This is a genomic window from Neorhizobium sp. LjRoot104 (assembly GCF_964253725.1).
Taxonomy (GTDB): domain Bacteria; phylum Pseudomonadota; class Alphaproteobacteria; order Rhizobiales; family Rhizobiaceae; genus Neorhizobium.
Genome location: NZ_CAXURS020000001.1, coordinates 2,799,606 through 2,822,702 on the forward strand (window position 1 = coordinate 2,799,606; position 23,097 = coordinate 2,822,702).

The 23,097-nt window shown below is 63.4% G+C and carries 22 protein-coding genes; 13 read left to right on the plus strand and 9 right to left on the minus strand.

Annotated features, from left to right (window positions below; translation table 11 throughout):
- Positions 1-110 precede the first annotated feature (110 nt).
- The 4 genes from ACSQ8R_RS14300 (at position 111) to ACSQ8R_RS14315 (ending at position 4,421) form a co-directional block, all read left to right on the plus strand.
- On the plus strand, positions 111-1,967 hold the full coding sequence (locus ACSQ8R_RS14300; RefSeq protein WP_436253976.1) for a M3 family oligoendopeptidase: 1,857 nt from the start codon (positions 111-113) through the stop codon (positions 1,965-1,967).
- Between the two features lie 214 nt (positions 1,968-2,181).
- Positions 2,182-3,357, plus strand: coding sequence for an aminodeoxychorismate synthase component I (locus tag ACSQ8R_RS14305; protein WP_436253977.1), 1,176 nt, complete (start codon positions 2,182-2,184; stop codon positions 3,355-3,357).
- Positions 3,342-4,046, plus strand: a complete 705-nt coding sequence (locus tag ACSQ8R_RS14310; RefSeq protein WP_436253978.1) for an aminotransferase class IV family protein — start codon at positions 3,342-3,344, stop codon at positions 4,044-4,046. Before ACSQ8R_RS14305 ends, ACSQ8R_RS14310 begins: the two co-directional genes overlap by 16 nt.
- Positions 4,047-4,421, plus strand: coding sequence for a DUF4440 domain-containing protein (locus ACSQ8R_RS14315; protein WP_436253979.1), 375 nt, complete (start codon positions 4,047-4,049; stop codon positions 4,419-4,421).
- On the opposite strand, the gene ACSQ8R_RS14320 is transcribed toward ACSQ8R_RS14315, so the two are convergent.
- The gene (locus ACSQ8R_RS14320) at positions 4,422-4,715 is read right to left on the minus strand and encodes a type II toxin-antitoxin system RelE/ParE family toxin (protein WP_436253980.1); all 294 of its coding nucleotides are present in this window, start codon (positions 4,713-4,715) and stop codon (positions 4,422-4,424) included.
- Positions 4,712-4,996, minus strand: coding sequence for a CopG family ribbon-helix-helix protein (locus tag ACSQ8R_RS14325; RefSeq protein ID WP_436253981.1), 285 nt, complete (start codon positions 4,994-4,996; stop codon positions 4,712-4,714). Before ACSQ8R_RS14325 ends, ACSQ8R_RS14320 begins: the two co-directional genes overlap by 4 nt.
- Positions 4,997-5,250: 254 nt before the next feature.
- On the opposite strand from ACSQ8R_RS14325, the gene ACSQ8R_RS14330 reads away from it, so the two are divergent.
- On the plus strand, positions 5,251-6,702 hold the full coding sequence (locus ACSQ8R_RS14330) for a homospermidine synthase (protein ID WP_436253982.1): 1,452 nt from the start codon (positions 5,251-5,253) through the stop codon (positions 6,700-6,702).
- Between the two features lie 294 nt (positions 6,703-6,996).
- Positions 6,997-7,356, plus strand: coding sequence for an outer membrane lipoprotein Omp10 (omp10, locus tag ACSQ8R_RS14335; RefSeq protein WP_436253983.1), 360 nt, complete (start codon positions 6,997-6,999; stop codon positions 7,354-7,356).
- Between the two features lie 84 nt (positions 7,357-7,440).
- Here omp10 and ACSQ8R_RS14340 read toward each other — a convergent pair whose 3' ends face one another.
- Both ACSQ8R_RS14340 and ACSQ8R_RS14345 read right to left on the minus strand, forming a co-directional pair.
- Complete coding sequence (locus tag ACSQ8R_RS14340; RefSeq protein WP_436253984.1) at positions 7,441-7,902, minus strand: type II toxin-antitoxin system VapC family toxin; 462 nt, start codon at positions 7,900-7,902, stop codon at positions 7,441-7,443.
- Complete coding sequence (locus ACSQ8R_RS14345) at positions 7,899-8,150, minus strand: type II toxin-antitoxin system Phd/YefM family antitoxin (RefSeq protein WP_436255475.1); 252 nt, start codon at positions 8,148-8,150, stop codon at positions 7,899-7,901. Before ACSQ8R_RS14345 ends, ACSQ8R_RS14340 begins: the two co-directional genes overlap by 4 nt.
- Positions 8,151-8,410: 260 nt before the next feature.
- Between ACSQ8R_RS14345 and ACSQ8R_RS14350 the strand changes: the two genes are divergently transcribed.
- Together ACSQ8R_RS14350 and hemH are read left to right on the plus strand one after the other, a co-directional pair.
- Positions 8,411-10,492 carry a 5'-nucleotidase C-terminal domain-containing protein gene (locus ACSQ8R_RS14350; RefSeq protein WP_436253985.1) on the plus strand — a complete coding sequence of 694 codons (2,082 nt, stop codon included), beginning with the start codon at positions 8,411-8,413 and terminating at the stop codon, positions 10,490-10,492.
- Between the two features lie 131 nt (positions 10,493-10,623).
- Positions 10,624-11,658 (plus strand): ferrochelatase, encoded by a 1,035-nt coding sequence (hemH, locus tag ACSQ8R_RS14355; protein WP_436253986.1) that lies wholly within the window; start codon positions 10,624-10,626, stop codon positions 11,656-11,658.
- 9 nt (positions 11,659-11,667) lie between these two features.
- Here the strand turns inward: hemH and queC are convergent, their stop codons facing one another.
- Positions 11,668-12,378 carry a 7-cyano-7-deazaguanine synthase QueC gene (gene queC / locus ACSQ8R_RS14360; RefSeq protein ID WP_436253987.1) on the minus strand — a complete coding sequence of 237 codons (711 nt, stop codon included), beginning with the start codon at positions 12,376-12,378 and terminating at the stop codon, positions 11,668-11,670.
- A gap of 191 nt (positions 12,379-12,569) precedes the next feature.
- On the opposite strand from queC, the gene ACSQ8R_RS14365 reads away from it, so the two are divergent.
- Together ACSQ8R_RS14365 and ACSQ8R_RS14370 are read left to right on the plus strand one after the other, a co-directional pair.
- On the plus strand, positions 12,570-13,607 hold the full coding sequence (locus ACSQ8R_RS14365; protein WP_436253988.1) for an SPFH domain-containing protein: 1,038 nt from the start codon (positions 12,570-12,572) through the stop codon (positions 13,605-13,607).
- Between the two features lie 3 nt (positions 13,608-13,610).
- Positions 13,611-14,069, plus strand: coding sequence for an NfeD family protein (locus ACSQ8R_RS14370; protein ID WP_436253989.1), 459 nt, complete (start codon positions 13,611-13,613; stop codon positions 14,067-14,069).
- Between the two features lie 38 nt (positions 14,070-14,107).
- Here the strand turns inward: ACSQ8R_RS14370 and ACSQ8R_RS14375 are convergent, their stop codons facing one another.
- The gene (locus ACSQ8R_RS14375; protein WP_436253990.1) at positions 14,108-15,103 is read right to left on the minus strand and encodes a KpsF/GutQ family sugar-phosphate isomerase; all 996 of its coding nucleotides are present in this window, start codon (positions 15,101-15,103) and stop codon (positions 14,108-14,110) included.
- 145 nt (positions 15,104-15,248) lie between these two features.
- On the opposite strand from ACSQ8R_RS14375, the gene ACSQ8R_RS14380 reads away from it, so the two are divergent.
- Complete coding sequence (locus ACSQ8R_RS14380) at positions 15,249-16,787, plus strand: outer membrane beta-barrel protein (protein WP_436253991.1); 1,539 nt, start codon at positions 15,249-15,251, stop codon at positions 16,785-16,787.
- Here ACSQ8R_RS14380 and ACSQ8R_RS14385 read toward each other — a convergent pair.
- A complete protein-coding gene (locus tag ACSQ8R_RS14385; protein ID WP_436253992.1) occupies positions 16,771-17,667 on the minus strand; it encodes an ornithine carbamoyltransferase in 897 nt (298 codons plus the stop codon). The two genes, ACSQ8R_RS14380 and ACSQ8R_RS14385, sit on opposite strands and share 17 nt — an antisense overlap.
- Before the next feature lie 94 nt (positions 17,668-17,761).
- Positions 17,762-18,649: a UTP--glucose-1-phosphate uridylyltransferase GalU gene (galU, locus tag ACSQ8R_RS14390; protein ID WP_436253993.1), complete on the minus strand. Its 888-nt coding sequence runs from the start codon at positions 18,647-18,649 to the stop codon at positions 17,762-17,764.
- Between the two features lie 200 nt (positions 18,650-18,849).
- Here galU and ACSQ8R_RS14395 point away from each other — a divergent pair, with 200 nt between their 5' ends.
- Complete coding sequence (locus ACSQ8R_RS14395; protein WP_436253994.1) at positions 18,850-20,070, plus strand: lytic murein transglycosylase; 1,221 nt, start codon at positions 18,850-18,852, stop codon at positions 20,068-20,070.
- 66 nt (positions 20,071-20,136) lie between these two features.
- A complete protein-coding gene (locus tag ACSQ8R_RS14400) occupies positions 20,137-21,432 on the plus strand; it encodes an SGNH/GDSL hydrolase family protein (protein ID WP_436253995.1) in 1,296 nt (431 codons plus the stop codon).
- A 148-nt stretch (positions 21,433-21,580) separates the two neighbouring features.
- Here the strand turns inward: ACSQ8R_RS14400 and ACSQ8R_RS14405 are convergent, their stop codons facing one another.
- A complete protein-coding gene (locus ACSQ8R_RS14405) occupies positions 21,581-23,035 on the minus strand; it encodes a glutamate synthase subunit beta (protein WP_436253996.1) in 1,455 nt (484 codons plus the stop codon).
- Between the last annotated feature and the right edge of the window lie 62 nt (positions 23,036-23,097).

Sequence of the window (23,097 nt, forward strand, 5' to 3'; positions counted from 1 at the left end):
GTTATCCCGCTGGTTGTGTCAGAAAGCCTTGAACATCCCCTTTTGAGAAAAGCTTGCATTTTAACGGCCGGCAAGGAAAACAGGCGCAACAGGTTGAGAAGGAAAAAGCGATGAGAATGTCCGCACCCGCCCTCCCCGAAATTCCGGCCGCACCCGCCGCAGGCGCTGCGGCCTCCAACCCGGCGCTCGGCCTCCTGCCGGTCTGGAAGCTCTCGGATCTCTATGAGGCCAAGGATGCGCCCGCGTTCACGGCCGACATGGAAAAGGCAGCCACGCTGTCGATCGCCTTCGAGGAAAAGTGGAAGGGCAGGCTTGCCGAGGCCGCGACCAGGACCGGCGCCGGCGGCATCGGCGAAGCGCTCAAGGAATACGAGGCGCTCGACGACCTGCTCGGCAAGATCGGCTCGTTTGCCGGCCTCACCTATTTCTCCGATACGTCGAGCCCGGCCAACGGCAAATTCTACGGCGACGTGCAGGCGAAGCTGACCGATCTCTCCGCGCACCTGCTGTTCTTCGCGCTGGAACTCAACCGCATCGACGACGCAGTGATCGACGCGTGCATGGACCGCGACCCGGCCGCCGGCCACTACCGCCCCTGGCTCGTCGATCTCAGGAAAGACAAGCCCTTCCAGCTCGACGACAAGCTGGAACAGCTCTTCCTCGAAAAGTCGATGACGTCGGCTGCCGCCTTCAACCGTCTCTTCGACGAGACCATGGCCGAACTCCGCTTCGAGATCGACGGCGAGCAACTGCCGCTCGAAGTCACCCTCAACATGCTGCAGGAGCCTGAGCCCGAGATCCGCGCCAAGGCCGCAGCCGCGCTGTCGAAGACCTTCGGCGACAACCTGCGCGTCTTCACCCTGATCACAAACACGCTCGCCAAGGACAAGGAAATCTCCGACCGCTGGCGCGGGTTCGAGGACATCGCCGACAGTCGCCATCTCGCCAACCGCGTCGAACGCGAAGTCGTCGATGCGCTCGCCGAAGCCGTCAGGCAAGCCTATCCGCGCCTCTCGCACCGCTATTACGCGATGAAGGCGAAATGGCTCGGCATGGAGCAGCTGAATTTCTGGGACCGCAACGCGCCGCTGCCGGAAACCCCGAACGCGCTGATCTCATGGGAACAGGCGAAGGATACCGTGCTCAACGCCTATCGCGGCTTCGCGCCCGAAATGGCCGAGATCGCCGGCCGCTTCTTCGACGAGGAATGGATCGACGCGCCGGTCCGTCCCGGCAAGGCGCCGGGTGCCTTCGCGCATCCGACCGTGCCGTCGGCCCACCCCTACGTGCTCGTCAATTACATGGGCAAGCCGCGCGACGTGATGACGCTCGCTCATGAACTCGGCCACGGTGTGCACCAGGTTCTGGCCGGCGACCAGGGCGCGCTGATGTGCCAGACGCCGCTGACGCTTGCCGAAACCGCCTCCGTCTTCGGCGAGATGCTGACCTTCCGCGCGTTGCTGGAAAAGACCACCGACAAACGCGAACGCAAGGCCATGCTCGCCCAGAAGGTCGAGGACATGATCAACACGGTCGTGCGACAGATCGCCTTCTACCAGTTCGAGCGCAAGGTCCACACGGCCCGCAAGGAGGGCGAACTGACCGCCGAGCAGATCGGCGAGCTGTGGCTCTCCGTCCAGGGCGAAAGCCTTGGGCCCGCGATCAGGATCTCGGAGGGTTATGAAAGCTGGTGGACCTATATCCCCCACTTCATCCATTCGCCTTTCTATGTGTATGCCTATGCATTCGGCGACTGCCTGGTGAACTCGCTCTACGCGGTCTACAGTCAAGCCGCGCCGGGCTTCCAGCAGAAGTATTTCGAACTCCTGAAGGCCGGCGGCACCAAGCATCACTCGGAGCTGTTGAAGCCCTTCGGCCTCGACGCCACCGATCCGTCCTTCTGGTCGAAGGGCCTGTCGATGATCGAAGGCCTGATCGACGAACTGGAGGCTCTGGATCGGGGATAAGGTCTAACGCTCCCCCCGCCCTGCCGGCTGAAGCTGCCCCTCACCCTAACCCTCTCCCCGTTGTGACGGGGAGAGGGGACGTGCCTTGGCCAACGTATGAGAAAGACGGATAGCTTGCCGCGAATCTCCTTCGCCCCGTTTACGGGGAGAAGGTGCCGGCAGGCGGATGAGGGGCAAGCAGCGCCCACGATGGGCAATTGGAATTCAGAATGAAATGACAAACGCCACCCCCTTCGCGCTCTTTCGGGACGACCCCGCCGGCCGGAGCCTCGTCTTCGACCGGCCGAGGGAGATCGTCACGGCGCGGACTGCCGCCGAAGTGCTGCCGGCACTTCGGCGCCTCGAAGAGGCGCGCCTCGCCGGCCACTGGCTGGCGGGCTATATTTCCTACGAAACCGGCTACGTCTTCGAGGACAAGCTCCGGCGGCTGATCGTCGACAATCGGCCGACGCCCCTGATCGCCATGGGCGTATTTGACAAACCCTCTGGCAATGAACATCCGCTCGCCGAGCCCACCGGCGCCGTCGTCGAGGATGGCTCCTCCGCGGGGTCGTTCCTCAGCGACCCACGGGCCGGCTGGGATTTCGCGACCTACGAGGAACGGTTCGGCCGCCTCCACCAGCACCTGCGCAATGGCGACTGCTACCAGGCGAACCTGACCATACCGGTCACCGCAAGCTGGCATGGCGATCCGCTTTCCGCCTTCTGGTCCCTCGTCGCCCGCCAGCCGGTACGCTACGGTGCATTCGTCGATCTGGGCGGCCCGCTCGTCCTGTCGCGTTCGCCGGAGCTGTTTTTCGCGGTGGATGAGGATGGTTACATCGAAACCCATCCGATGAAGGGCACCGCCCCGCGCGGCGCGACGGTTGAAGAGGATGAGGCGATCATCGCCGAAATGCTTGCCGACGAAAAGACGCTGGCCGAAAACCGCATGATCGTCGATCTCCTGCGCAACGACATTTCCGTCATCAGCGAGGTCGGCACGCTCTCGGTTCCGAAACTGTTCGAGATCGAAACCTATCCGACGGTGCACCAGATGGTGAGCCATGTCCGGGCGAGGCTCCTCCCCGGGATCGGCTTTCCGGACATCCTTGCGGCGCTCTTCCCCTGCGGCTCGATCACCGGGGCGCCGAAAATGTGGGCCATGCGCATCCTTGCCGATCTCGAAAGGGAACCGCGCGACGTCTATTGCGGCGCCATCGGCTGGTGCGATCCGGCCGGCCCGATGCGTTTTTCGGTGGCCATCCGCACGATCACGCTTTTCAATGACGAAAAAGCCGTCTTCAATGTCGGCGGCGGCATCGTCTTCGACTCGAAGGCCGAGGCCGAGTATGACGAGTGCCTGTTGAAGGCACGCTTTGCGGTGGGCGACCAATGGATTTCTCGCTGATCGAAACAATGCGCTGGGAACCGGGCAACGGCCTGCTCCGGGTGGACCAGCATTTGCGCCGGCTCAGCCGGTCGGCGGATGCGCTGGGTTTTCGCCAGCCGCCGGCCGATACGCTGAAACAGCTTCAGGCGGCGACCGCCGGCGGCGAGACACCGCTGCGCGTCCGCCTCGTGATGACCTATCGCGGCAAGATAGAGATCACCACGACGCCCTTCGTGCCGCTCGCCGCCGAGACAGTGTGGCGGGTGCGGGTGGCGAAGACCGTGCTTCCTTCCGACGACCCGACCTATCGCCACAAGACGTCCCGCCGTGAACTCTACGAGGCCGCGCGCGCCGAATTCACGCCCGAAGAGGCCGATGAAGTGATTCTCCTCAACGAGCGCGGCGAGGTCTGCGAAGGCACGATCACCAACGTCTTCGTCGAGGCCAAGGACGGCTCGCTGCTCACTCCGGCGCTGTCGAGCGGCCTCCTGCCTGGCATCCTGCGCGCCGACCTGATCCGCGAGGGCAAGGCCAAAAGCCAGGTCCTCCGCCTCGCCGACCTCGAAAACCGCCGCTTCTTCGTCGGCAATTCGCTGCGCGGCCTGATCGCCGCCGAACTCGTCAGCCAGGCAGCCCGATCGGAAATGCCGGCGGAAGCCCCTCGCCCTGCCGCCCGCCCTGCAAAAATGGCCAGAGCTGGCCGGTAAATGTCCGCCGCCAGCCCCCTCGCCGATCACCTGCTTGCACTCGAACTCGCTTTGCAGAGCCGCGAGGTCCGAGGCTCCGAGCAAAAGCTGCGCGAACTGCTGGCCCCCGAATTCCGCGAATTCGGCCGCTCCGGCCTCGCCTACACGTTCGACGACATCGTCACCCGCCTCGTCGCCGAGACCGGCCCGAACAACACTTCGATCTCGGACTTCAGCGCCGAGATGCTGAGCGACACGATCGCCCTCGCCACCTATCGCGGCACCCGCATCGACGACGACGGCAGCAAGCTCTTCACCAACCGCAGCTCCATCTGGCGGCTGGACGCCGACGGGAGATGGCGCATGGTTTTCCACCAGGGCACGGCGACGGCGTGACTAATCCGCCAGATTTGTGCGGGGTTTATACCGCCGGCCATCGAACACTTCGATGATTTCGATATCCTCGTCGACGATGCGATAGATCAGGGAATAGACTGATTGCGGCACAACGAGGCGACGCAAGCCAAGTTTTGCCGTCTGCAAGCCCGCTTGAGGATGCACGATCAGCAGTTCCGCGATGTCGAGCAATCTCGCCGCCATCTCGTTTGCTGCCTGGGGATTATGCTCGGCGATGTAGGTGCGAAGATGCACCAGATCGGCGAGCGCCGCCTCGGCCCATATCAGCCTCATCGACGGGTCTTGACGATGTCCGGCTTGGGTGCCGCACCTTCGTTCGCCGTGCCCCAGCTCTTCAGCCAGCTGGCCACGGCTTCATGCGAAACGAAATCGCCCTTGTCGGCACGCTCGGCAGCGACGTCGAGGGCCTCGAGCTCCAACTCGTGCTGTGAAAGATAGTCTTCGAGCGCCTCCTCGGCGAGCGCCGTCGCGGACCGATTGGTAGCGGAGGACAGCCGGTCGAGCCGTTCCTTCATTTCGCCCGAGATGCGAAGCGAAACCACATGCGACGTCATGAACCATATGCCTCCGATTTTCCCCGTATGTAGCATAAAGTCCGCTGTCGTGAAACTTGCCTACACGTCCTGTGACGAGTTCACCGAACCGAATAACGCCGCCGATTCATCCCCCGAAAATCGACAGGCTCTTTATTGTGACGAAGTTTTATGATCTAGAGCGCCGCGAATTGCCCAAGTGCAGCATTTAATTCCCATCCACTGCCGATCAAGCGGGGCAGCGGCCCGAGAAGGCCGCGATCAAGGAGAAAGACATGTCAGAGACTACCCATCCGGTTTATGGCGAAATCACCGGTCCGATCGTGATGATCGGTTTCGGCTCGATCGGCCGCGGCACGCTGCCGCTGATCGAACGCCATTTCAAGTTCGACAAGAGCCGGATGGTCGTCATCGACCCGCGCGAAGAACCCTCCGACATGGAGATCCTGAAGAAGCACGGCGTCCGTCACATCAAGGAATATGTGACCAAGGAGAACTACAAGGATCTCCTTAAGCCCCTCCTGACCGAAGGCAAGGGCCAGGGCTTCTGCGTCAACCTGTCGGTCGATACCGGCTCGCTCGACCTGATGAAGCTCTGCCGCAAGCTGGACGTTCTCTACATCGACACGGTCGTCGAACCCTGGCTCGGCTTCTATTTCGACAAGAACATGAAGAACGCCGACCGCACCAATTATGCGCTGCGCGAAACCGTTCGCAAGGAAAAGGCCAAGAACCCGGGCGGCGCCACCGCCGTGTCCACCTGTGGTGCCAATCCGGGCATGGTTTCCTGGTTCGTCAAGCAGGCGCTGGTCAACCTCGCCAACGACACCGGCCTGAAGTTCGACGAGCCGGATCAGCACGACCGCGAAGGCTGGGCCAAGCTGATGAAGAAGCTCGGCGTCAAGGGCGTCCACATCGCCGAGCGCGACACCCAGCGTACCAAGCACCCGAAGCCGCTCAACGTCTTCTGGAACACCTGGTCGGTCGAAGGCTTCATTTCCGAAGGCATGCAGCCGGCCGAACTCGGCTGGGGCACCCATGAGGAATGGATGCCGAAGAACGGCAAGAAGCACAAGAAGGGCAACAAGGCCGCCATCTACCTCGAACAGCCGGGCGCCAACACCCGCGTCCGCTCCTGGTGCCCGACGCCTGGCCCGCAGTACGGCTTCCTCGTCACCCACAACGAATCGATCTCGATCGCCGACTATTTCACGGTGCGCGACAAGGACGGCGAAGTGACCTTCCGCCCGACCTGCCACTACGCCTACCATCCGGCCAATGACGCGGTTCTGTCGCTGCATGAAATGTTCGGCAATGGCGGCACCCCGCAGCCGGTCCATCACGTTCTCGACGAGGACGAGCTGGAGGACGGCATCGACGAACTCGGCGTGCTGCTCTACGGCCACGAGAAGAACGCCTACTGGTTCGGTTCGCGCCTGTCGCTGGAAGAAACCCGCCGCATCGCGCCTTACCAGAACGCAACCGGCCTGCAGGTCACCTCGGCGGTTCTCTCCGGCATGGTCTGGGCGCTCGAAAACCCGACCGCCGGCATCGTCGAAGCCGACGAGATCGACTACAAGCGCTGCCTCGAAGTGCAGCTGCCCTATCTCGGCCCGGTCGAAGGCCACTATACCGACTGGACCCCGCTCGACGGCCGCCCGGGCCTCTTCCCGGAAGACATCGACACCAAGGATCCGTGGCAGTTCAAGAACATCCTGGTTCGCTGACCTTGCCTTCCTCATCCCTGTCCTTGTGACAGGGATCCAGCGCGCGCAAGTCCTTGCGCGCGAAAGACTCTTCTCACGGCGCAGACGCGCCGTGGCTGGATTCCTGTGACAAGCACAGGAATGAGGGAAGAGTTTGAAGCTGCCGATACAAGTGGATTCAACCGCCTGCCTTGCCGCAGGCGGTTTTTTGCATGTTGAAAGCTTCTGCCTTTTCAAGGCCACATCTTGCGTTACATAGGGCGATGGCGGCAAGGTTTGCCAACCGAAGCCGGACCGAATCGCGGGAGACAGATCATGAAATTCAAAGTGAGCTTTGCGCTCATCGCCGCAGCCGGCCTGACCGCCTGCGTTTCCTCTCCTCCGCCGCAACAGATGGCGGTCGTGCAGCCGCAGGGCGTCGAAGGCACCTGGGTCGATCCGAACGGCATCGTCTCCTCGTTCCAGGCCGGCACGTTCAACACCCGCTCCAGCGACAGCAACACGCTGCTCGCCTCCGGCACCTATACCAGCCTGTCGCCGACGCTGGTCGAGATCAACATGACCTCGCTGGTGCGCAAGACCCAGTCGCGCGTCAACTGCTCGCTGGTCACCGTTAACCAGCTCAACTGCACGCAGGATAGCGGCGCCCAGTTCTCGCTCGCCCGCCGCAGCTGAATCGACACATCCGCATCCCGATCATCGCGACCCCGCCCCGGCGGGGTTTTCGCATTTTACAGGCTACCTATGATCGCGATCCGGCTATTGCGGGTTTGTTTTTTGCCGAAAGGCGGCAGGGAGATCGACGAGCACATCAAGCGGCCCAAAATGCCGGATGTTTTCCGTGACGATGGTAAGCCCATAGGCCCGTGCCGTCGCGGCAATGATGATATCGCTGAGGTCCGGGCTCCGGCCATTGCTCTCCGCCTCGTCTTCCAGCGCCCCCGCAATCCGCGCGACTACCGGATCCATCGGCAATATCCGATCGCCGAAACTGTCGGAGATGAAATCCAGCCAAGCCGAAAGACGCTGCGCTCTCGCGATCCCGCCACGCCTGTGAAGCGACCGCATCCCCTTTTCGATTTCGGCAATGGTAATGGCCGAGAGGAAGAGCGCACCAGCCTCACCCTGTTCATGGAACCACGCCCGCACCTGATCTGAAGGCACCGTCCGGTCCGGCGCAATCTTGCTGATGATATTCGTATCGAGCAGATAGCCGCTCACAGATCGACATCGCGCAGTTTCGACGGTTTCCGCTCAAGCTCGACACCGCCGGGAAATGTCAAAAGGAAGTCTCCGAAATTGGGCCGAGGCCTATCCAGAGCCTTTTTCGCCGCCTCGGCCGCCTCGACCGAAACAAGCACGGCCGCCGGTTTTCCGTGGCGGGTAATCGTCACGAATTCCCCGTTCGCCGCGTCGTCCACGAGACTGGCGAAACCGGCCTTTGCGTCGGCCACACTGATCGTAGACATCGTCGGCCTCGCTTGAAATGACCATATATGGTCAAGATAATCAGGGGCGGCCGGAAAATCAATACTCAGCCGCCCGTGGCGCGATTCCCGAACGAAGACAAACTGTAAGTGGCCCGGTAGCGCACTGTCATATTTGTCACATTTCCCTTGAACCCACCATCGGTTGATGAAAACATGCCCGCCGGAACGGCTGTCACATTCAAAAACTAGAACAGATAAAAGGGCGGCATAGCCGCCGAAATAGAAAGAGGAGAGATCAGATGAAGAAGACATTGGGGCTCGGGCTGTTGACCGCTTCGGTCATGGCTCTTTCGAGCGGCGCGGCATTTGCCGATTTCGAGCTCAATATCCTGCACATCAACGACTTCCATTCGCGTCTCGAATCCATCAACGCGACCGATTCCACCTGCTCGGCCGAGGATGAAGGCAAGGGCGTCTGCTTCGGCGGCGCTGCCCGCCTCCTGACCGCGATCAACCAGACCCGCGACGCGCTGAAGGCTGAGAACAAGAACGTCATTCTCCTCAATGGCGGGGACAACTTCCAGGGCTCTCTCTTCTACACGACCTATAAGGGTGCCGCCGAAGCCGAAGCGCTGAACGCCATGAAGTTCGACGCCATGACCGTCGGCAACCATGAATTCGACGACAGCGACGACGTGCTCGCCACCTTCCTCGACAAGATCCAGTTCCCGGTCGTCACCGCCAACGTCGTGCCGAGCGCCGCCGCCAAGATCGGCAACCGCATCAAGCCGTCGCTGGTGCTGACCGTCGGCGGCCAGAAGATCGGCATCGTCGGCGCCGTCACCAACGACACCCCCGAAATCGCCAATCCCGGCCCGAACATCACGATTGCCGACGATGTCGCCAAGATCACCGAAGCCGTCCAGGGCCTGAAGGCTCAGGGCGTCGACAAGATCATCGCGCTGACCCATGTCGGTTATCCGCGCGACCTCGCGATGATCGCCAAGATCCCGGATGTCGACGTCGTCGTCGGCGGCCACACCCACACGCTGCTGTCGAACGTGGCCAAGGGCGCCGAAGGCCCGTATCCGACCTGGTCGGACAATCCGGGCGGGTACAAGGTGCCGGTCGTGCAGGCATACCAGTATTCGAAATATCTCGGCGACATCAAAATCGTCTTCGACGACAACGGCGTCGTGAAGTCGGCCGAGGGCGAGCCGATCCTCATGGACAAGTCGATCACCCCGGACCCGGCTTTCCTCGCCCGCGTCGCGGAGCTGAAGAAGCCGATCGAAGACCTGAAGAAGAAGATCGTCGGCGCCTCTGACGCCGTCATCGACGGCGACCGCCGCGTCTGCCGCGCCAAGGAATGCTCGATGGGCAACCTCGTCGCCGATGCGCAGCTCGACCGCGTCAAGGACCAGGGGATCACCATCTCCATCCAGAACGGTGGGGGCCTGCGCGCCTCGATCGACGCCGGCGAAGTCTCCATGGGTGAAGTGCTGACCGTGCTGCCCTTCCAGAACACGATAGCCACCTTCCAGATCAAGGGAGCCGATCTCGTCGCCGCTCTCGAAAACGGCGTCAGCCAGATCGACGACGGTGCAGGCCGCTTCCCGCAGGTGGCGGGCATGAAATTTTCTTTCGACAAGGCCAAGCCGGTCGGCAGCCGTGTCAGCGACGTTCAGGTCAAGGAAGGCGCAAACTTCGTGCCGATCGATCCGGCCAAGACCTACGGCGTCGTGACCAACAACTACGTTCGCGGCGGCGGTGACGGCTTCAAGATCTTCGCGACCAATTCCCAGAATGCCTACGACTACGGTCCGAATCTCGAAAACGCCGTCGCCGACTATCTGGCGGCCCATAACCCCTACAAGCCCTATACGGACGGCCGCATCACCGACCTGACCCCGGCAAGCTATACGCCGCCGGCAAAGCCTGCGCCGGCCGCTCCTCCGGCACCGGCTCCGACGGCTGCCGCTCCTGCTGCTCCCGCCCCGGCAGCGACGCCGGCGCCGACCGCTGCGGCTCCTGCAGCCCCGGCACCTGCCGCTCCCGCCCCCACGGCAGCGGCTCCGGCAGCACCCGCAGCCCCTGCACCGAACACAATGGCAGCGGCACCGGCCGCTCCGAAGCCCGCAGCGCCTGCTGCTCCGGCCCCGAACACGATGGCGGCAGCGCCGGCGACCCCGGCTCCCGCAGCCGCCGCCAAGCCGGCCGGTCCGACCAAATACACGGTCGCCAAGGGTGACTCGCTCTGGAAGATCGCGGAAGCCACCTATGGCGACGGCGAGAAGTGGACCGAGATCGCCAAGCTCAACTCGCTGCGCCATCCGAACGTCATCCAGGTCGGCGCCGAGCTGGAACTGCCGGCGAAATAAGCCACGGGCATCGCCCGCAGGGACAATTTGTCCCGCTTCAAAGGCCGGCTCGGGGTTTCCCGGGCCGGTTTTTCTTTCTAAATAATTCGGCGCATAAAGCGCCCGCCTATCGCTCAACCGAGAGTATCCGCATGACCTCCCATTCCGCCCACATGCCCTCCGATCATCCGAAGGTCGCTTTCGGCAAGGTCGGCGTGCTGCTCGTCAATCTCGGCACGCCCGACGGCACGGACTACTGGCCGATGCGGCGCTACCTGGCCGAGTTTCTGTCCGACAAGCGGGTCATCGAGTGGTCGCGGCTCTACTGGTATCCGATCCTTTACGGCATCGTGCTCAACAAGCGGCCGCAAAAGGTCGGCAAGGCCTATGAGGCGATCTGGAACAAGGATCGCAACGAAAGCTATCTGCGCACCTACACCCGCGCCCAAGGCGAGCTGATGGCCGAGCGGCTGAAGGACCTGCCGAACGTCGTGGTCGACTGGGCGATGCGCTACGGCAAGCCGTCGATCGCCGAACGCATCGACGCGCTGAAGGAAAAGGGCTGCGAGAAGATCGTCCTCTTCCCGCTCTATCCGCAATATGCGGCCTCAACCACCGCGACCGTCAACGACAAGGCGTTCGAGCACCTGATGAAGCTGCGCTGGCAGCCGGCAATACGCACCGTGCCGCCCTATCACGACGAGCCGGCCTATATCGAGGCGCTGGCTGACTCCGTCAGGGCGAAATACGCGGCGCTCGACTGGGAGCCGGAAATGCTGATCGCCTCCTTCCACGGCATCCCGCAATCCTACTTCAAGGCGGGCGACCCCTATTACTGCCATTGCCAGAAGACCGCCCGGCTCCTGAAGGAGGCGCTCGGCCTCACCGACAAGAATTTCATGATCACCTTCCAGTCCCGTTTCGGACCGGAGGAATGGCTGCAGCCCTATACCGACAAGACGGTCGAGAAACTCGCTCATGACGGCGTGAAACGCATCGCGGTGATGAACCCCGGCTTCGTTTCCGACTGTCTGGAGACGCTCGAAGAGATCGCCGGTGAAGCGGGCGAGATCTTCCTGCATCATGGCGGCGAAAAATTCGCACATGTCCCCTGCCTGAACGACAGCCCGGGGGGCATGACCGTGCTGGAAAGGGTCGTGCGCCGCGAACTGCAGGGCTGGGCGTAAAAGCAGGTCCTACCGCACTTCGGTGGCCTTGAAGCCCGCCGTCGCCGCCTTCCAGAAATCCGGGTCTCCATACTCGGTCGGATCCTCGATACCGGCGATGTGGAAAGCCTCGCGCCGCTCGACGCAGGTGCCGCAGCGGCCGCAATGGCGGTCGCCGCCCTTGTAGCAGGACCAGGTCTCGCCGAACGGCGTTTCATGCCGGGCGCCGTCCGTGACGATATCCGCCTTCGAGCCGTTCACATAAGGCGAAAGCAGCCGAACCGAAGCGTAGCCGTCCAGCGCCTGATCCTGCATGACCTGGAACGCTTCGATGAAACCCGGCCGGCAGTCGGGATAGATGAAATGGTCGCCGCCATGCACGGCGATCGCCACCGCATCGGCATTTCGCGCCGCCGCCACCCCGAAGGCGACCGACAGCATGATCGCGTTGCGGTTCGGCACCACCGTTACCCGCATCGTCTCCTCGGCATAGTGGCCGTCCGGTACGTCCACATCGTCGGTCAGGGCCGAGCCGGTGAGCTTGCTGCCGATCCCGCGCATGTCGATGACCTCGTGGAAGACCCCGAGCCGCGCGGCGCAGGCCGCGGCGAAATCGAGTTCCTTGCGGTGCCGCTGGCCGTAGTCGAAGGAAATCAGGCCGATCAGTTCCTGTTCGGCGGCAATCCTGTGGGCGAGCGAGACGGAGTCCAGTCCGCCGGAGCAGACGACGATGGTTTTCATGGGCTTTCATCCTTGTTTTGACCGGGTAGGCTGCGACCGGTATGGAACCCGCTTCCTAGACCGACGACGCGTCCTTGTGAATAACCCGCGCGCATAGACAGAGGGCCAGCTGTCATTTCTTCCATGTAAAGAACGTGCTAACTCAATCACGTCGAGGATCAGGCGCGGATGCGCCAAGAGGGAGTAATGTCATGAACTTGGGCGGCCTGGGTGGCTTCGATATCGTCGTGATCGGCGTCGTGGTGCTGATCATCCTGGTCCTGTTCGCCGGGATCAAGACCGTACCGCAGGGGTATCGCTACACCGTGGAGCGCTTCGGCCGCTACACACGCACGCTGGAGCCCGGCCTCAACATCCTGACGCCGTTCATCGAGCGCATCGGCGTGCGCATGAACGTCATGGAACAGGTGCTCGACATCCCGACCCAGGAAGTCATCACCAAGGACAATGCCAGCGTCTCCGCCGATGCCGTCGCCTTCTATCAGGTGCTCAATCCGGCCCAGGCAGCCTACCAGATTTCCAACCTGCAGAACGCCATCCAGAACCTCACCATGACCAACATCCGCTCGGTCATGGGCTCGATGGATCTCGACGAGCTGCTCTCCAACCGCGAAGTCATCAACGAGCGCCTGCTGCGCGTTGTCGATGAGGCCGTCGGCCCCTGGGGCATCAAGGTCACCCGCGTCGAGATCAAGGACATCCAGCCGCCCGCCGACCTCGTCGAATCGATGGGACGGCAGATGAAGGCCGAGCGCGAGAAGCGCGCCCAGATCCTCGAGGCCGAAGGTTCGCGCAGCGCCCAGATCCTGCGCGCCGAGGGCGCCAAGCAGGCGGCGGTCCTCGAAGCCGAGGGCAAGCGCGAAGCCGCATTCCGCGAGGCCGAAGCCCGCGAACGCCTGGCGGAAGCCGAGGCCAAGGCGACCCAGTCCGTCTCGCAGGCGATTGCCGCCGGCGACGTGCAGGCGATCAACTACTTCGTGGCCCAGAAATACACGGAAGCGCTGGTGGCGATCGGCAAGGCGCCGAATTCCAAGATCGTGCTGATGCCGCTGGAGGCCTCGTCGATCATCGGTTCGCTCGGCGGCATCGGCGCCATCGCCAAGGAGGTTTTCGGCGATGGCTCCGGGCCTGCCGCACCGCCGCGCCCGCCGGCCGGCCCGCGTCCCCAGCCCGGACCGCGCACCACGCCGGTCCTCAATCCGTTCAACCCGAATTCCTCAGAGACCTGAGCCATGCTGCATGACGCTGTGGTCAATCTCGGTCCCTGGAGCTGGTGGATATTGGGTGTGGTGCTCCTGGCGGCAGAACTTGCCGCACCGGGCGTTTTCCTGATCTGGATCGGCGCTGCCGCGATCGTCATCGGCGCACTGTCTCTGGCGCTCTGGGACGCGGCCTTCTGGAGCTGGCACGTCCAGCTCCTGCTCTTCGCGGTGCTTTCCGGCGTCTTCGCCCTGGCCGGCCGCCGTTTCTATTCCAGCCGCAACCAGGCGAGTGACGAGCCCAATCTCAACCGCCGTGGCGAAAGCCTGGTCGGCCGCACCGCAACTCTCCACGAACCGATCGCTGAGGGGCGCGGCCGTATCCGGCTCGACGATACGTGGTGGTCGGTGATGGGGCCTGACCTGCCGGCCGGCACGCAGGTGAAGGTGGTGGCGGCAAGCGGCCGCGACCTTAAAGTCGAAGCGGCTTAGTCCTTCCGGCCCGAAGCAGCTCGGAACGTGGCTGGATGTCAGGCCACCCCGACGCGCAGCAGGTCGTGGAAGTGGACGATGCCGATCGGCTTGCGCTCCTCGTCGACGACGAGCAGCGCACCGATGCTGTGCTTGTTGAGCAGCGCCATGGCCTTCGTGGCGAGCGTTTCCTTGCTGACGGTCTTCGGGTTCTGCGTCATCACATCATCGACCCGCGTTTCCCGCAGATCGAGATGAAGATGCCGGGAAATATCGCCATCGCTGATGAAGCCGCAGAGGCTGCCATCCTCATCGATGACGCCGACGCAGCCGAAGCGCTTGCGCGACAGTTCCTGGATCGCCTCCAGCATGAGCACGCCCTTCCTGACCAGAGGCATGCGGTCGCCGGTATGCATCAAATCGCCGACATGGCTGAGCATCGCACCGAGCTTGCCGCCCGGATGGTAGACACGGAAATCGGTTGCCGAGAAACCGCGTGCTTCGAGCAGCGCAACGGCAAGCGCATCGCCCATGGCAAGCTGCATCAGCGTCGACGTGGTCGGCGCCAGCCCGTGCGGGCAGGCCTCCTGTTCCTTGGGCAGCAGCAGAACGACATCGGCCTCGCGGGCCAGCGTCGAAATCTCGCCCGACGTCATGGCGATCAGCGGAATGGAGAAGCGGCGGGTGAAGGAAACGATGCCCTGCAGCTCGGCGGTCTCGCCGCTCCAGGACAGAGCCAGCACCACGTCGCCCGACCCGATCATGCCGAGATCGCCGTGATTGGCTTCGACGGGATGCACGAAGAAGGAGGGCGTGCCGGTCGAAGCGAGGCTGGCGGCGATCTTGCGGCCGATATGTCCGCTCTTGCCGATGCCGGTCACGACGACCCTGCCATCGATGTCGCCGATCAGTTCCGCGGCCTTGCGGAAGGCATCGCCAAGGCCGTTCTGAAGCGCCAGCTCCAGCGCATTAAGCCCTTGTTTTCCGAAGGAAATCGTCCTCAAGGCGGAATCGACGAGGTCGTTCTCGACCAGTTGCAAAGCTCTCTTGATCATGGGCAAGCCTTAACCCTTTTCACCCGTCAAGTCCATCGGCTTGGCACGTAGCGACTAAGTTCACCGCCGTCATGGTGTCGCAACCAAACGTTAACCACATGGCTTTACGTTTGGGTAAGCATTTGCGATTGCCCGGGCAGGCCTCATGAAGATCACAACCACGACAGGCGGGACGCGCCAGAGGCGCCGGACGGCACTCGGCCTTCTGCTGGCCTGTTCGGCGCTTGTATCCGCAGCGCCGTTCTCCCCGGCAATGGCCCAGACCCGCAGCCCTTTTCCGCCGCAGAATGGCACCCTTCCGTCAGTCACTGGCACCGCTTCGCCGGCATCCAATACGGCATTGAGAGGCAGCACCTCGGCCCAGCCGGCGACCAGCGCCGCCAATGGCGCGGATGATCAGAATACCGACGATCCGAACCTCGCGACCGGCACCACGCCGGCCCGCAACCAGGCGGCCAATCAGGAGCCTCCCTACGAGGACGACCTGAACCAGCCGCGCGAAGAGCCGCTCGACCGCGGCGCGGAACCTGTCGAAACCCAGGAACAGCCGCGCGAGCCGGGTGATCCGACCGGTATCCGGATGGGCAGCTTCCTGCTCCGCCCGTCGATCAACCAGAGCATCGACACCGAGACCCGCCGCTCGAACGGCACCAAGATCCGCCGCGACTACCTGTCGACGGCGATCCGCGGCACGTTGACGTCCGACTGGTCGCGCCATTCGTTGACGGTCACCGGTGAAGGCACGCTGGAGCGTAACCTCGGCAGCAGCAGCCAAGGCGAGCAGCCGGAAGCGAACATCAATGCTGACCTGCGGCTCGACCTCTCCAACGATACGGTCGCCCATATCACCGGCGGTTACCGGTTCTCACGCGAGGACGACTACGATCCGAACGCGCTCGGCGGCGCATCGACCCAGCCGGGCGTCCACGAATTCACCGGCGGCGCCTCCGTGCAGCGCGATTTCGGCAAGGTCCGCGGCACCGCCGCACTCGATCTGTCTCGCGCCAGCTATACGGATGCAAAGCTGTCCGACGGCACGATCGTCAGCACGAGAGACCGCAACAGGACTGGCATCGACGGCCGCCTGCGGCTCGGCTACGAACTGTCGCCGGCGCTCGTCCCTTATGTGGAAGTCGCGACCGGCCACACGTTCTACGATCTCAGGCGCGACAATTCCGGTTATGCCCGTTCGTCGCAGAGCTATGCGGCGCGCACGGGTGTCGAATTCGATCTCGGCGAAAAACTGCGCGGCGAAATCGGCACCGGTTACGAAGTCGTCGATTACGAGGACGACCGCCTGAAATCGGTCGGCGCGGTCACCTTCAATGGCAGCGCCACCTGGTCGCCGCAGCGCGGCACCAATGTCGATCTCGGCCTGCGCACCACGGTGCAGGATTCGACCACGCCCGGAGAGAGCGGCTGGGTGGAATACCAGGCGACGGCGGCGCTGACGCATGAAATGCGCGACAACCTCATCGCCCGCCTGACCGGCAGCACGATGCTGCGCGATTTCCCGAGCGGCGGCCCGAGCGACGAAACGGTCTGGATCGGCGGCGCCGGCCTCACCTGGGCGATCAACCGTTATCTCGACCTGACCGGCGACGTCGAATACGAACAGGCGGGCGGCGGCGGCACCAACGACAAGATCGTCCGCGCCGGCGTCGGCCTCACCTTGAAGCGCTGATTTCCGCTTTCGCGACAATCCATTCCATCAGCGCGTTCTGCGCATGCAGCAGGAAGGCCTTCGCCGACACACTCTGGCAGGCAGGATGCGCCATCGCATCCGCGGTCACTTCCTGGCCGCGAGCCACCGGTGGGCAAGGAATGAAGATCGCGTCAGGGCGGCAGCGATCAAGAACCTCGGTCGATATGCGATAGCCCGCGACGTCACCTTCCGGCACCCCGCTTGGCCAGCTATCCGTGAAGATGACATCCGCATCCTCAAGCTCGCGCATATCCGTGCTCAGCCGGAAACTGGGGTTAAGGAGCGCCGGGTCGCTGACGTGCCAGTCGCCCGGATAGACCTGCACCACCTCGATCGGCATCGAGATCGACGCCTCCACCCACGATCGGAGAATATTGGCATCCGGGGCCACGCCGACGATCTTCAGCCCCTCGATGCCGCCCCTCTTGGCTCTGACATAGGCGAGGTCGCCGAGCGTCTCGCAAGGATGGTTCGATCGCGTCCGGGCGTTGATGACAGGCGCTCGGGCATGTGCCGCCAGCTCCTGGAGCGAGGCCAGTTCAGGCGTCCGGATGACGATCATGTCGAACCAGTTGTCGAGGTAACCCGCCAGATCGGCGATCGCCTCCCGCCCACCGAGGCTGACCGGCGCGTGCACGCAGATGCCGCCCATCGCCTGGATCCCGAGGTCGAGGGCCGTCGTATTGCGCCAGCCGCCATCATCGACGATCAGGGCGACCCGCAGCCCTTCGAGGCTTTGCGGCATCCTCCGCTCCCGCCACGCTTCGCCAAGCTCCCCGGCACGTTCGAGGATTGCCAGCACCGCATCCGCCGGCAGGTCATGAAATTCCAGAAAATCGCGATTTGCAGAGAGGGTCATGGCAATCGGCACCCGTGAAAAACAAAACCCCTCATAGCAGGACCATGAGGGGTTTGCGTGACGTGCGAACCGGCAAATGGCCGGGCGAAGAGGTTTACTTCAGCGAGGCGAGCAGCGCCTTCATCGGCCCTTCGATTGCCGGGCGGATGTCGGCACGCTGCAGGGCGAAGGCGAGGTTGGCCAGGATGAAGCCGTCCTTGGCGCCGCAGTCGAACGTCTCGCCCTTGAAGGGATAGGCCGCGAATTCCTGCGATTTCAGGAGCGCCAGCATGCCGTCGGTCAGCTGGATCTCGTTGCCGGCGCCGCGTTCCTGGGTTTCGAGGATCTTGAAGATCTCCGGCTGCAGGATGTAGCGGCCGTTGATATAGAGGTTGGAGGGCGCCGTACCCTTGGCCGGCTTCTCGACCATCTGGGTGATCTTGAAACCTTCGCCAACCGGCGCGCCGATGCCGACGATGCCGTATTTATGGGCCTGTTCCGGATCGCATTCCTGCACCGCGACGACGTTGCCGCCGCTCTCGGCATAAAGATCGACCATGCCCTTGAGGCAGCCCTTGCCGCCGGCCATGATCATGTCGGGAAGCAGGACCGCGAACGGCTCGTTGCCGACGATATCGCGGGCGCACCAGACCGCGTGGCCAAGCCCGAGCGGCACCTGCTGGCGGGTGAAGCTCGCGGTGCCGGCAACCGGCAGAAGGCCGGCGAGCAGCGTCAGCTCGGCATTCTTGTTGCGCTCGCGCAGCATCTGTTCCAGCTCGTACTGGATGTCGAAATAGTCCTCGATGACCCCTTTGCCGCGACCCGTCACGAAGACGAAATGCTCGATCCCGGCTTCCGCCGCCTCATCCACCACATACTGGATGACCGGCTTATCGACCACGGTCAGCATTTCCTTCGGCACCGCCTTGGTGGCGGGCAGGAAGCGCGTGCCCAGACCTGCTACCGGAAACACTGCCTTACGGATCTTTTGTTGTTGTGCCACTCATGCCTCCTGAAAGCACGTCATTGTGCGAATATTCGATTCTTGGCATCTAATGACGAATTGCTACCGTTTCGCAAAGACTGCCGCGGGTCGGGTTTCTATGGTAAAGAATTTGTTGACCCAATTCTGTTATTACATCGTTAAGCCGCATGCCACTCTTGCCGCAAGGCTTGGTAAAAGAAGAATGGACTCGACTGCCGATGAAGACGTTTCGTACCAACTTGCTCCGTGGGTTTGCCTTCTCCCTGGTCGCCGGCCTCGCCGCCGCGGCCATGCCGATAGATGCTCAGGCAGACGCCGGTTTCAAGACGTGGATCGCTAAATTCTACGACACCGCAGCCAAAAGCGGTATCACCCGCTCCACCTATGAGAGAGCTTTCGCAGGCGTCAGCGAACCGGATCAGGATGTGCTGGAAAAGGCCAACTATCAGCCCGAGTTCAAGTCGAAGATCTGGGATTACCTCGACAGCCGCGTCAACCCCTATACCGTCAAGATCGGCCGCGAGATGGCCGCCAGACACGGCTCGACGCTCGCTTCCCTGGAACGTCATTTCGGGGTCGACAAGAACATCCTGCTCGCCATCTGGTCGATGGAATCCAACTACGGTGCCGCACTCGAAAATCCCGATCGCCTGCACCACGTGCCGCAGGCCTTAGCGACGCTCGCCTGGGGCGACCCCAAGCGCGCCAGGTTCGCCCGCACCCAGCTGATCGCGGCGCTGAAGATCCTGCAGTCGGGCGACATCACCCCGAAGCAGCTCACCGGCTCCTGGGCCGGCGCCATGGGCCATACCCAGTTCATCCCCACCAGCTACCTCCTCTATGCCATCGATGCGGACGGCAACGGCAAGCGCGATATCTGGCATTCGGTCCCGGACGCGCTCGCCACCTCCGCCAACCTGCTTGCCAAGAACGGCTGGCAGAGCGGCAAGACCTGGGGATATGAAACAGTGCTGCCGGCCAACGGCGCCCGCCACGAGGGCCAGACGAAAACCCTCGGCGAATGGGCGAAGCTCGGTTTCGCCCGCCCGAACGGCAAGGGTTTTCCGCGCGGCACCGACCGGGCGACCCTGAAGCTGATGGCCGGCGAAAACGGCCCGGCCTTCCTGATGCTCGGCAATTTCTTCACGGTCAAGAAATACAACGCCGCCGACAGCTACGCGCTGGCGGTCGGCTTGCTTGCAGACGAAATCGCCGGTTTCGGCGGCATCCAGCAGAGCTGGCCGCGCCCCGAAGGCACGCTCGACATCAAGCAGAAGTTCGAGCTGCAGAACCGCATGAAGCAACTCGGGTATTACGACGGCGAAGTCGACGGCAATTTCGGCTCCGGCTCCAAGGCGGCGATCTCGGCGATCCAGAAGCGCCTCGGCATGCAGCAGAACGGCGAGCCTTCGAAGTCGCTTCTCGAAGCTTTGCGTTGACAAGAAGGCCTGTCGAAGCACATCGTCTGAGGGAGTTTCCCGCAAGGTGTGCGGGGAGGCGGAGGCATGAAAGCTTTGCATACATCCGGGCAAACCGAGACCGTTGAGAACGGTGCCTGGCGAAACGGGCCTCGACGGAATAAGGGCCGGCGCCACGGGGGATGGGTGCGCCTGGGCCTTCTCCTCCTCGCGGTACTGCTCGCGCTGCTGGCCGGGTCGCTGCCGGCTGCCGCCCAGGAGCCTCTCCCGCGCCGCAACCTCTTCGACTACCTGTTCGGCGGCCCGCGTTACGAGCGTGAGGACCGCTATGAACGGCCCGCGCCCTATGGCCGCCGCCGTTACGAGCGCGACGGCTCGATCATAGAGATGAAGCCGCGGCCGCGCCGCAGCACGGGACGGGCCGCTGCCCCCCGCCCGGTGCAGCCGATCGTGCCGCCGGCGCCTGAACCGGTCGCCAAGCTCGACAATGCCAAACAGGTCCTGGTGGTCGGCGACTTCATGGCCGGCGGCATCGGCAGCGAGCTGGAAACGGCGTTTGCAACCGCCCCCGGCGTTGCGATCACCGAACGCAGCGACGGCTCCTCCGGTCTCGTCCGCGAGGATCATTTCGATTGGGCCGGCGAGCTTCCCGCCATGCTCGACGAGGTCAAACCCGCCGTCGTGGTGATCATGCTCGGAGCCAACGACCGCCAGCAGATGACGATCGGCAGCACCAAGGAAAAATTCCGAAGCGACGCCTGGTTCAAGGAATACGAGCGGCGGGTGACGGAACTCGTCGGCATCGTCGCCTCCCGCAAGCTGCCGCTCCTCTGGGTCGGCCTGCCCTCCTTCCAGTCGCCGGTGGCGACCGCCGACGCCGTGACGCTCAATGCCATCTACCGCAGCCAGACGGAAAAAGCCGGCGGCGAATTCGTCGATATCTGGGAAGGGTTCGTTGACGAGGACGGCAAGTTCGTCATCACCGGTTCGGACGTCAACGGCCAGCAGGTGCGCCTGCGCGGTTCCGACGGCATCACCTTCACCAAGGCCGGCAAGCAGAAGCTCGCCTTCTACGTGGAAAAACTGGCCCGCCGGCATCTCGGCGAAATGGCAAGCCCCGATGTGGTCAAGCTCGACGGCTCCAACCTGCCGGCGCTGTCGACGCTTCCGGCCTCGCCCGGCCAGGCCGTGCCGACCCACCCGATCAGCCTCTCCGACCCCGAACTCGACGGCGGCAAGGACCTTCTCGGTGCGGGCCCACTCCCCTCAGTCCTCGTCGAAACGCCGCGCGACAAACTGGTCAAGCGCGGCGAACTCGCCCCGGCTCCGGCCGGGCGGATCGACGATTATCGGGTCCCAGCCGTGAGCGCGGCGACACGTTAGCGATACGCACTAGCGAGGGACGGGTCACGCACGATGTCGGAGAGGGAGCGAAACCGCGCCACATCCAATCTCCCCCCTTGTGGGGGAGATTAGAGGAGCTTGCCGCACCGGCTCACATCAATCGTCTGCCCAGCGACATTCCCGCCACTTACCGTGGCAGCACCGAGCTTCCCATCAGCGCTTCGTCGATGGCGCGTGCCGCCTGGCGGCCTTCGCGGATCGCCCAGACGACCAGCGACTGGCCGCGGCGTACGTCGCCGGCGGTCCAGAACTTGTCGATCGAGGTCTTGTAGTCCTTGTCGTTGGCGACGACGTTGGTCGAGCCGCGGCGGTCGACGTTGAGCGTCAGCTTGCCTTCGAGTTCGTTCAGCACCCCATCCGTCAGCGGACCGGAAAAGCCGATGGCGATGAAGGCGAGGTCGGCCTTGATGATGAAATCCGTGCCGGCGATCGGCTTGCGGCTTTCGTCGACTTCGCAGCAGCGCACGCCGGTGAGCTGGCCGTCTTCGCCCACGAATTCGAGTGTCGCCACCTGGAATTCGCGCACCGCACCTTCGGCCTGCGAAGACGAGGTGCGCATCTTGGTCGCCCAGAACGGCCAGACGGCAAGCTTGTCTTCCTTCTCGGGCGGCTGCGGGCGGATGTCGAGCTGGGTCACCTTGACGGCGCCCTGGCGGAAAGCCGTGCCGACGCAGTCCGACGCCGTATCGCCACCGCCGACGACGACCACATGCTTGGCGCCGGCCAGGATCGGATCGGCCGCCCAGGCAACACTCTCGATGTTCTCACGGCCAAGACGACGGTTCTGCTGTACGAGGTAAGGCATCGCGTCATAGACGCCATGCAGCTCGACGCCGGGGATGCCGGCCGGGCGCGGGGTTTCCGAACCGCCGCAATAGAGCACGGCGTCATGTTCGGCGAGAAGCTTCTCGACCGGGATATCGACGCCGATATTGGCGCCGTAATGGAAGGTGACGCCCTCGCCGGTGATCTGCTCCACCCGGCGGTCGATGAAATTCTTCTCCATCTTGAAGTCCGGGATGCCGTAGCGCAACAGGCCGCCGGCCTTGGATTCGCGTTCATAGACATGCACTTCGTGGCCGGCGCGGCCAAGCTGCTGGGCGGCGGCCAGGCCGGCGGGGCCGGAACCGATGATCGCCACTCGTCTGCCTGTATGGATGGTCGCCGGCTGCGGCGCGATGAAGCCAAGCTCATAGGCCTTGTCGGCAATCGCCTGCTCGACCGTCTTGATCGCGACCGGCGCATCCTCGAGGTTCAGCGTGCAGGCCTCCTCGCAGGGAGCGGGGCAGACGCGGCCGGTGAATTCCGGGAAGTTGTTGGTGGAATGGAGGTTGCGGATCGCCTCCTCCCACTTGTTGTTGTAGACGAGGTCGTTCCAGTCCGGGATCTGGTTGTGAACCGGACAGCCGGTCGGGCCATGGCAATAGGGAATGCCACAGTCCATGCAGCGCGCCGCCTGCTTGGTCACTTCCGCATCCGACATCGGAATGGTGAATTCGCGGAAATGGCGGATGCGGTCGGAGGCCGGCTGATACTTGCCCACCTGCCGGTCGATTTCCAGGAAACCTGTTACCTTGCCCATGTTTTACACCTTCAATCCGTCCTGCCGCTCCCGCAGCCGGTTAAAACCTAAGACCCGCGCGA

Bases quoted from the DNA above. Each gene is read 5' to 3' on its own strand.
- ACSQ8R_RS14300 (WP_436253976.1), top strand. From the start codon at position 111: ATGAGAATGTCCGCACCCGCCCTCCCCGAAATTCCGGCCGCACCCGCC.
- ACSQ8R_RS14305 (WP_436253977.1), top strand. From the start codon at position 2,182: ATGACAAACGCCACCCCCTTCGCGCTCTTTCGGGACGACCCCGCCGGC.
- ACSQ8R_RS14310 (WP_436253978.1), top strand. From the start codon at position 3,342: ATGGATTTCTCGCTGATCGAAACAATGCGCTGGGAACCGGGCAACGGC.
- ACSQ8R_RS14315 (WP_436253979.1), top strand. From the start codon at position 4,047: ATGTCCGCCGCCAGCCCCCTCGCCGATCACCTGCTTGCACTCGAACTC.
- ACSQ8R_RS14320 (WP_436253980.1), bottom strand. From the start codon at position 4,715: ATGAGGCTGATATGGGCCGAGGCGGCGCTCGCCGATCTGGTGCATCTT.
- ACSQ8R_RS14325 (WP_436253981.1), bottom strand. From the start codon at position 4,996: ATGACGTCGCATGTGGTTTCGCTTCGCATCTCGGGCGAAATGAAGGAA.
- ACSQ8R_RS14330 (WP_436253982.1), top strand. From the start codon at position 5,251: ATGTCAGAGACTACCCATCCGGTTTATGGCGAAATCACCGGTCCGATC.
- omp10 (WP_436253983.1), top strand. From the start codon at position 6,997: ATGAAATTCAAAGTGAGCTTTGCGCTCATCGCCGCAGCCGGCCTGACC.
- ACSQ8R_RS14345 (WP_436255475.1), bottom strand. From the start codon at position 8,150: ATGTCTACGATCAGTGTGGCCGACGCAAAGGCCGGTTTCGCCAGTCTC.
- ACSQ8R_RS14350 (WP_436253985.1), top strand. From the start codon at position 8,411: ATGAAGAAGACATTGGGGCTCGGGCTGTTGACCGCTTCGGTCATGGCT.
- hemH (WP_436253986.1), top strand. From the start codon at position 10,624: ATGACCTCCCATTCCGCCCACATGCCCTCCGATCATCCGAAGGTCGCT.
- queC (WP_436253987.1), bottom strand. From the start codon at position 12,378: ATGAAAACCATCGTCGTCTGCTCCGGCGGACTGGACTCCGTCTCGCTC.
- ACSQ8R_RS14365 (WP_436253988.1), top strand. From the start codon at position 12,570: ATGAACTTGGGCGGCCTGGGTGGCTTCGATATCGTCGTGATCGGCGTC.
- ACSQ8R_RS14370 (WP_436253989.1), top strand. From the start codon at position 13,611: ATGCTGCATGACGCTGTGGTCAATCTCGGTCCCTGGAGCTGGTGGATA.
- ACSQ8R_RS14375 (WP_436253990.1), bottom strand. From the start codon at position 15,103: ATGATCAAGAGAGCTTTGCAACTGGTCGAGAACGACCTCGTCGATTCC.
- ACSQ8R_RS14380 (WP_436253991.1), top strand. From the start codon at position 15,249: ATGAAGATCACAACCACGACAGGCGGGACGCGCCAGAGGCGCCGGACG.
- ACSQ8R_RS14385 (WP_436253992.1), bottom strand. From the start codon at position 17,667: ATGACCCTCTCTGCAAATCGCGATTTTCTGGAATTTCATGACCTGCCG.
- ACSQ8R_RS14395 (WP_436253994.1), top strand. From the start codon at position 18,850: ATGAAGACGTTTCGTACCAACTTGCTCCGTGGGTTTGCCTTCTCCCTG.
- ACSQ8R_RS14400 (WP_436253995.1), top strand. From the start codon at position 20,137: ATGAAAGCTTTGCATACATCCGGGCAAACCGAGACCGTTGAGAACGGT.
- ACSQ8R_RS14405 (WP_436253996.1), bottom strand. From the start codon at position 23,035: ATGGGCAAGGTAACAGGTTTCCTGGAAATCGACCGGCAGGTGGGCAAG.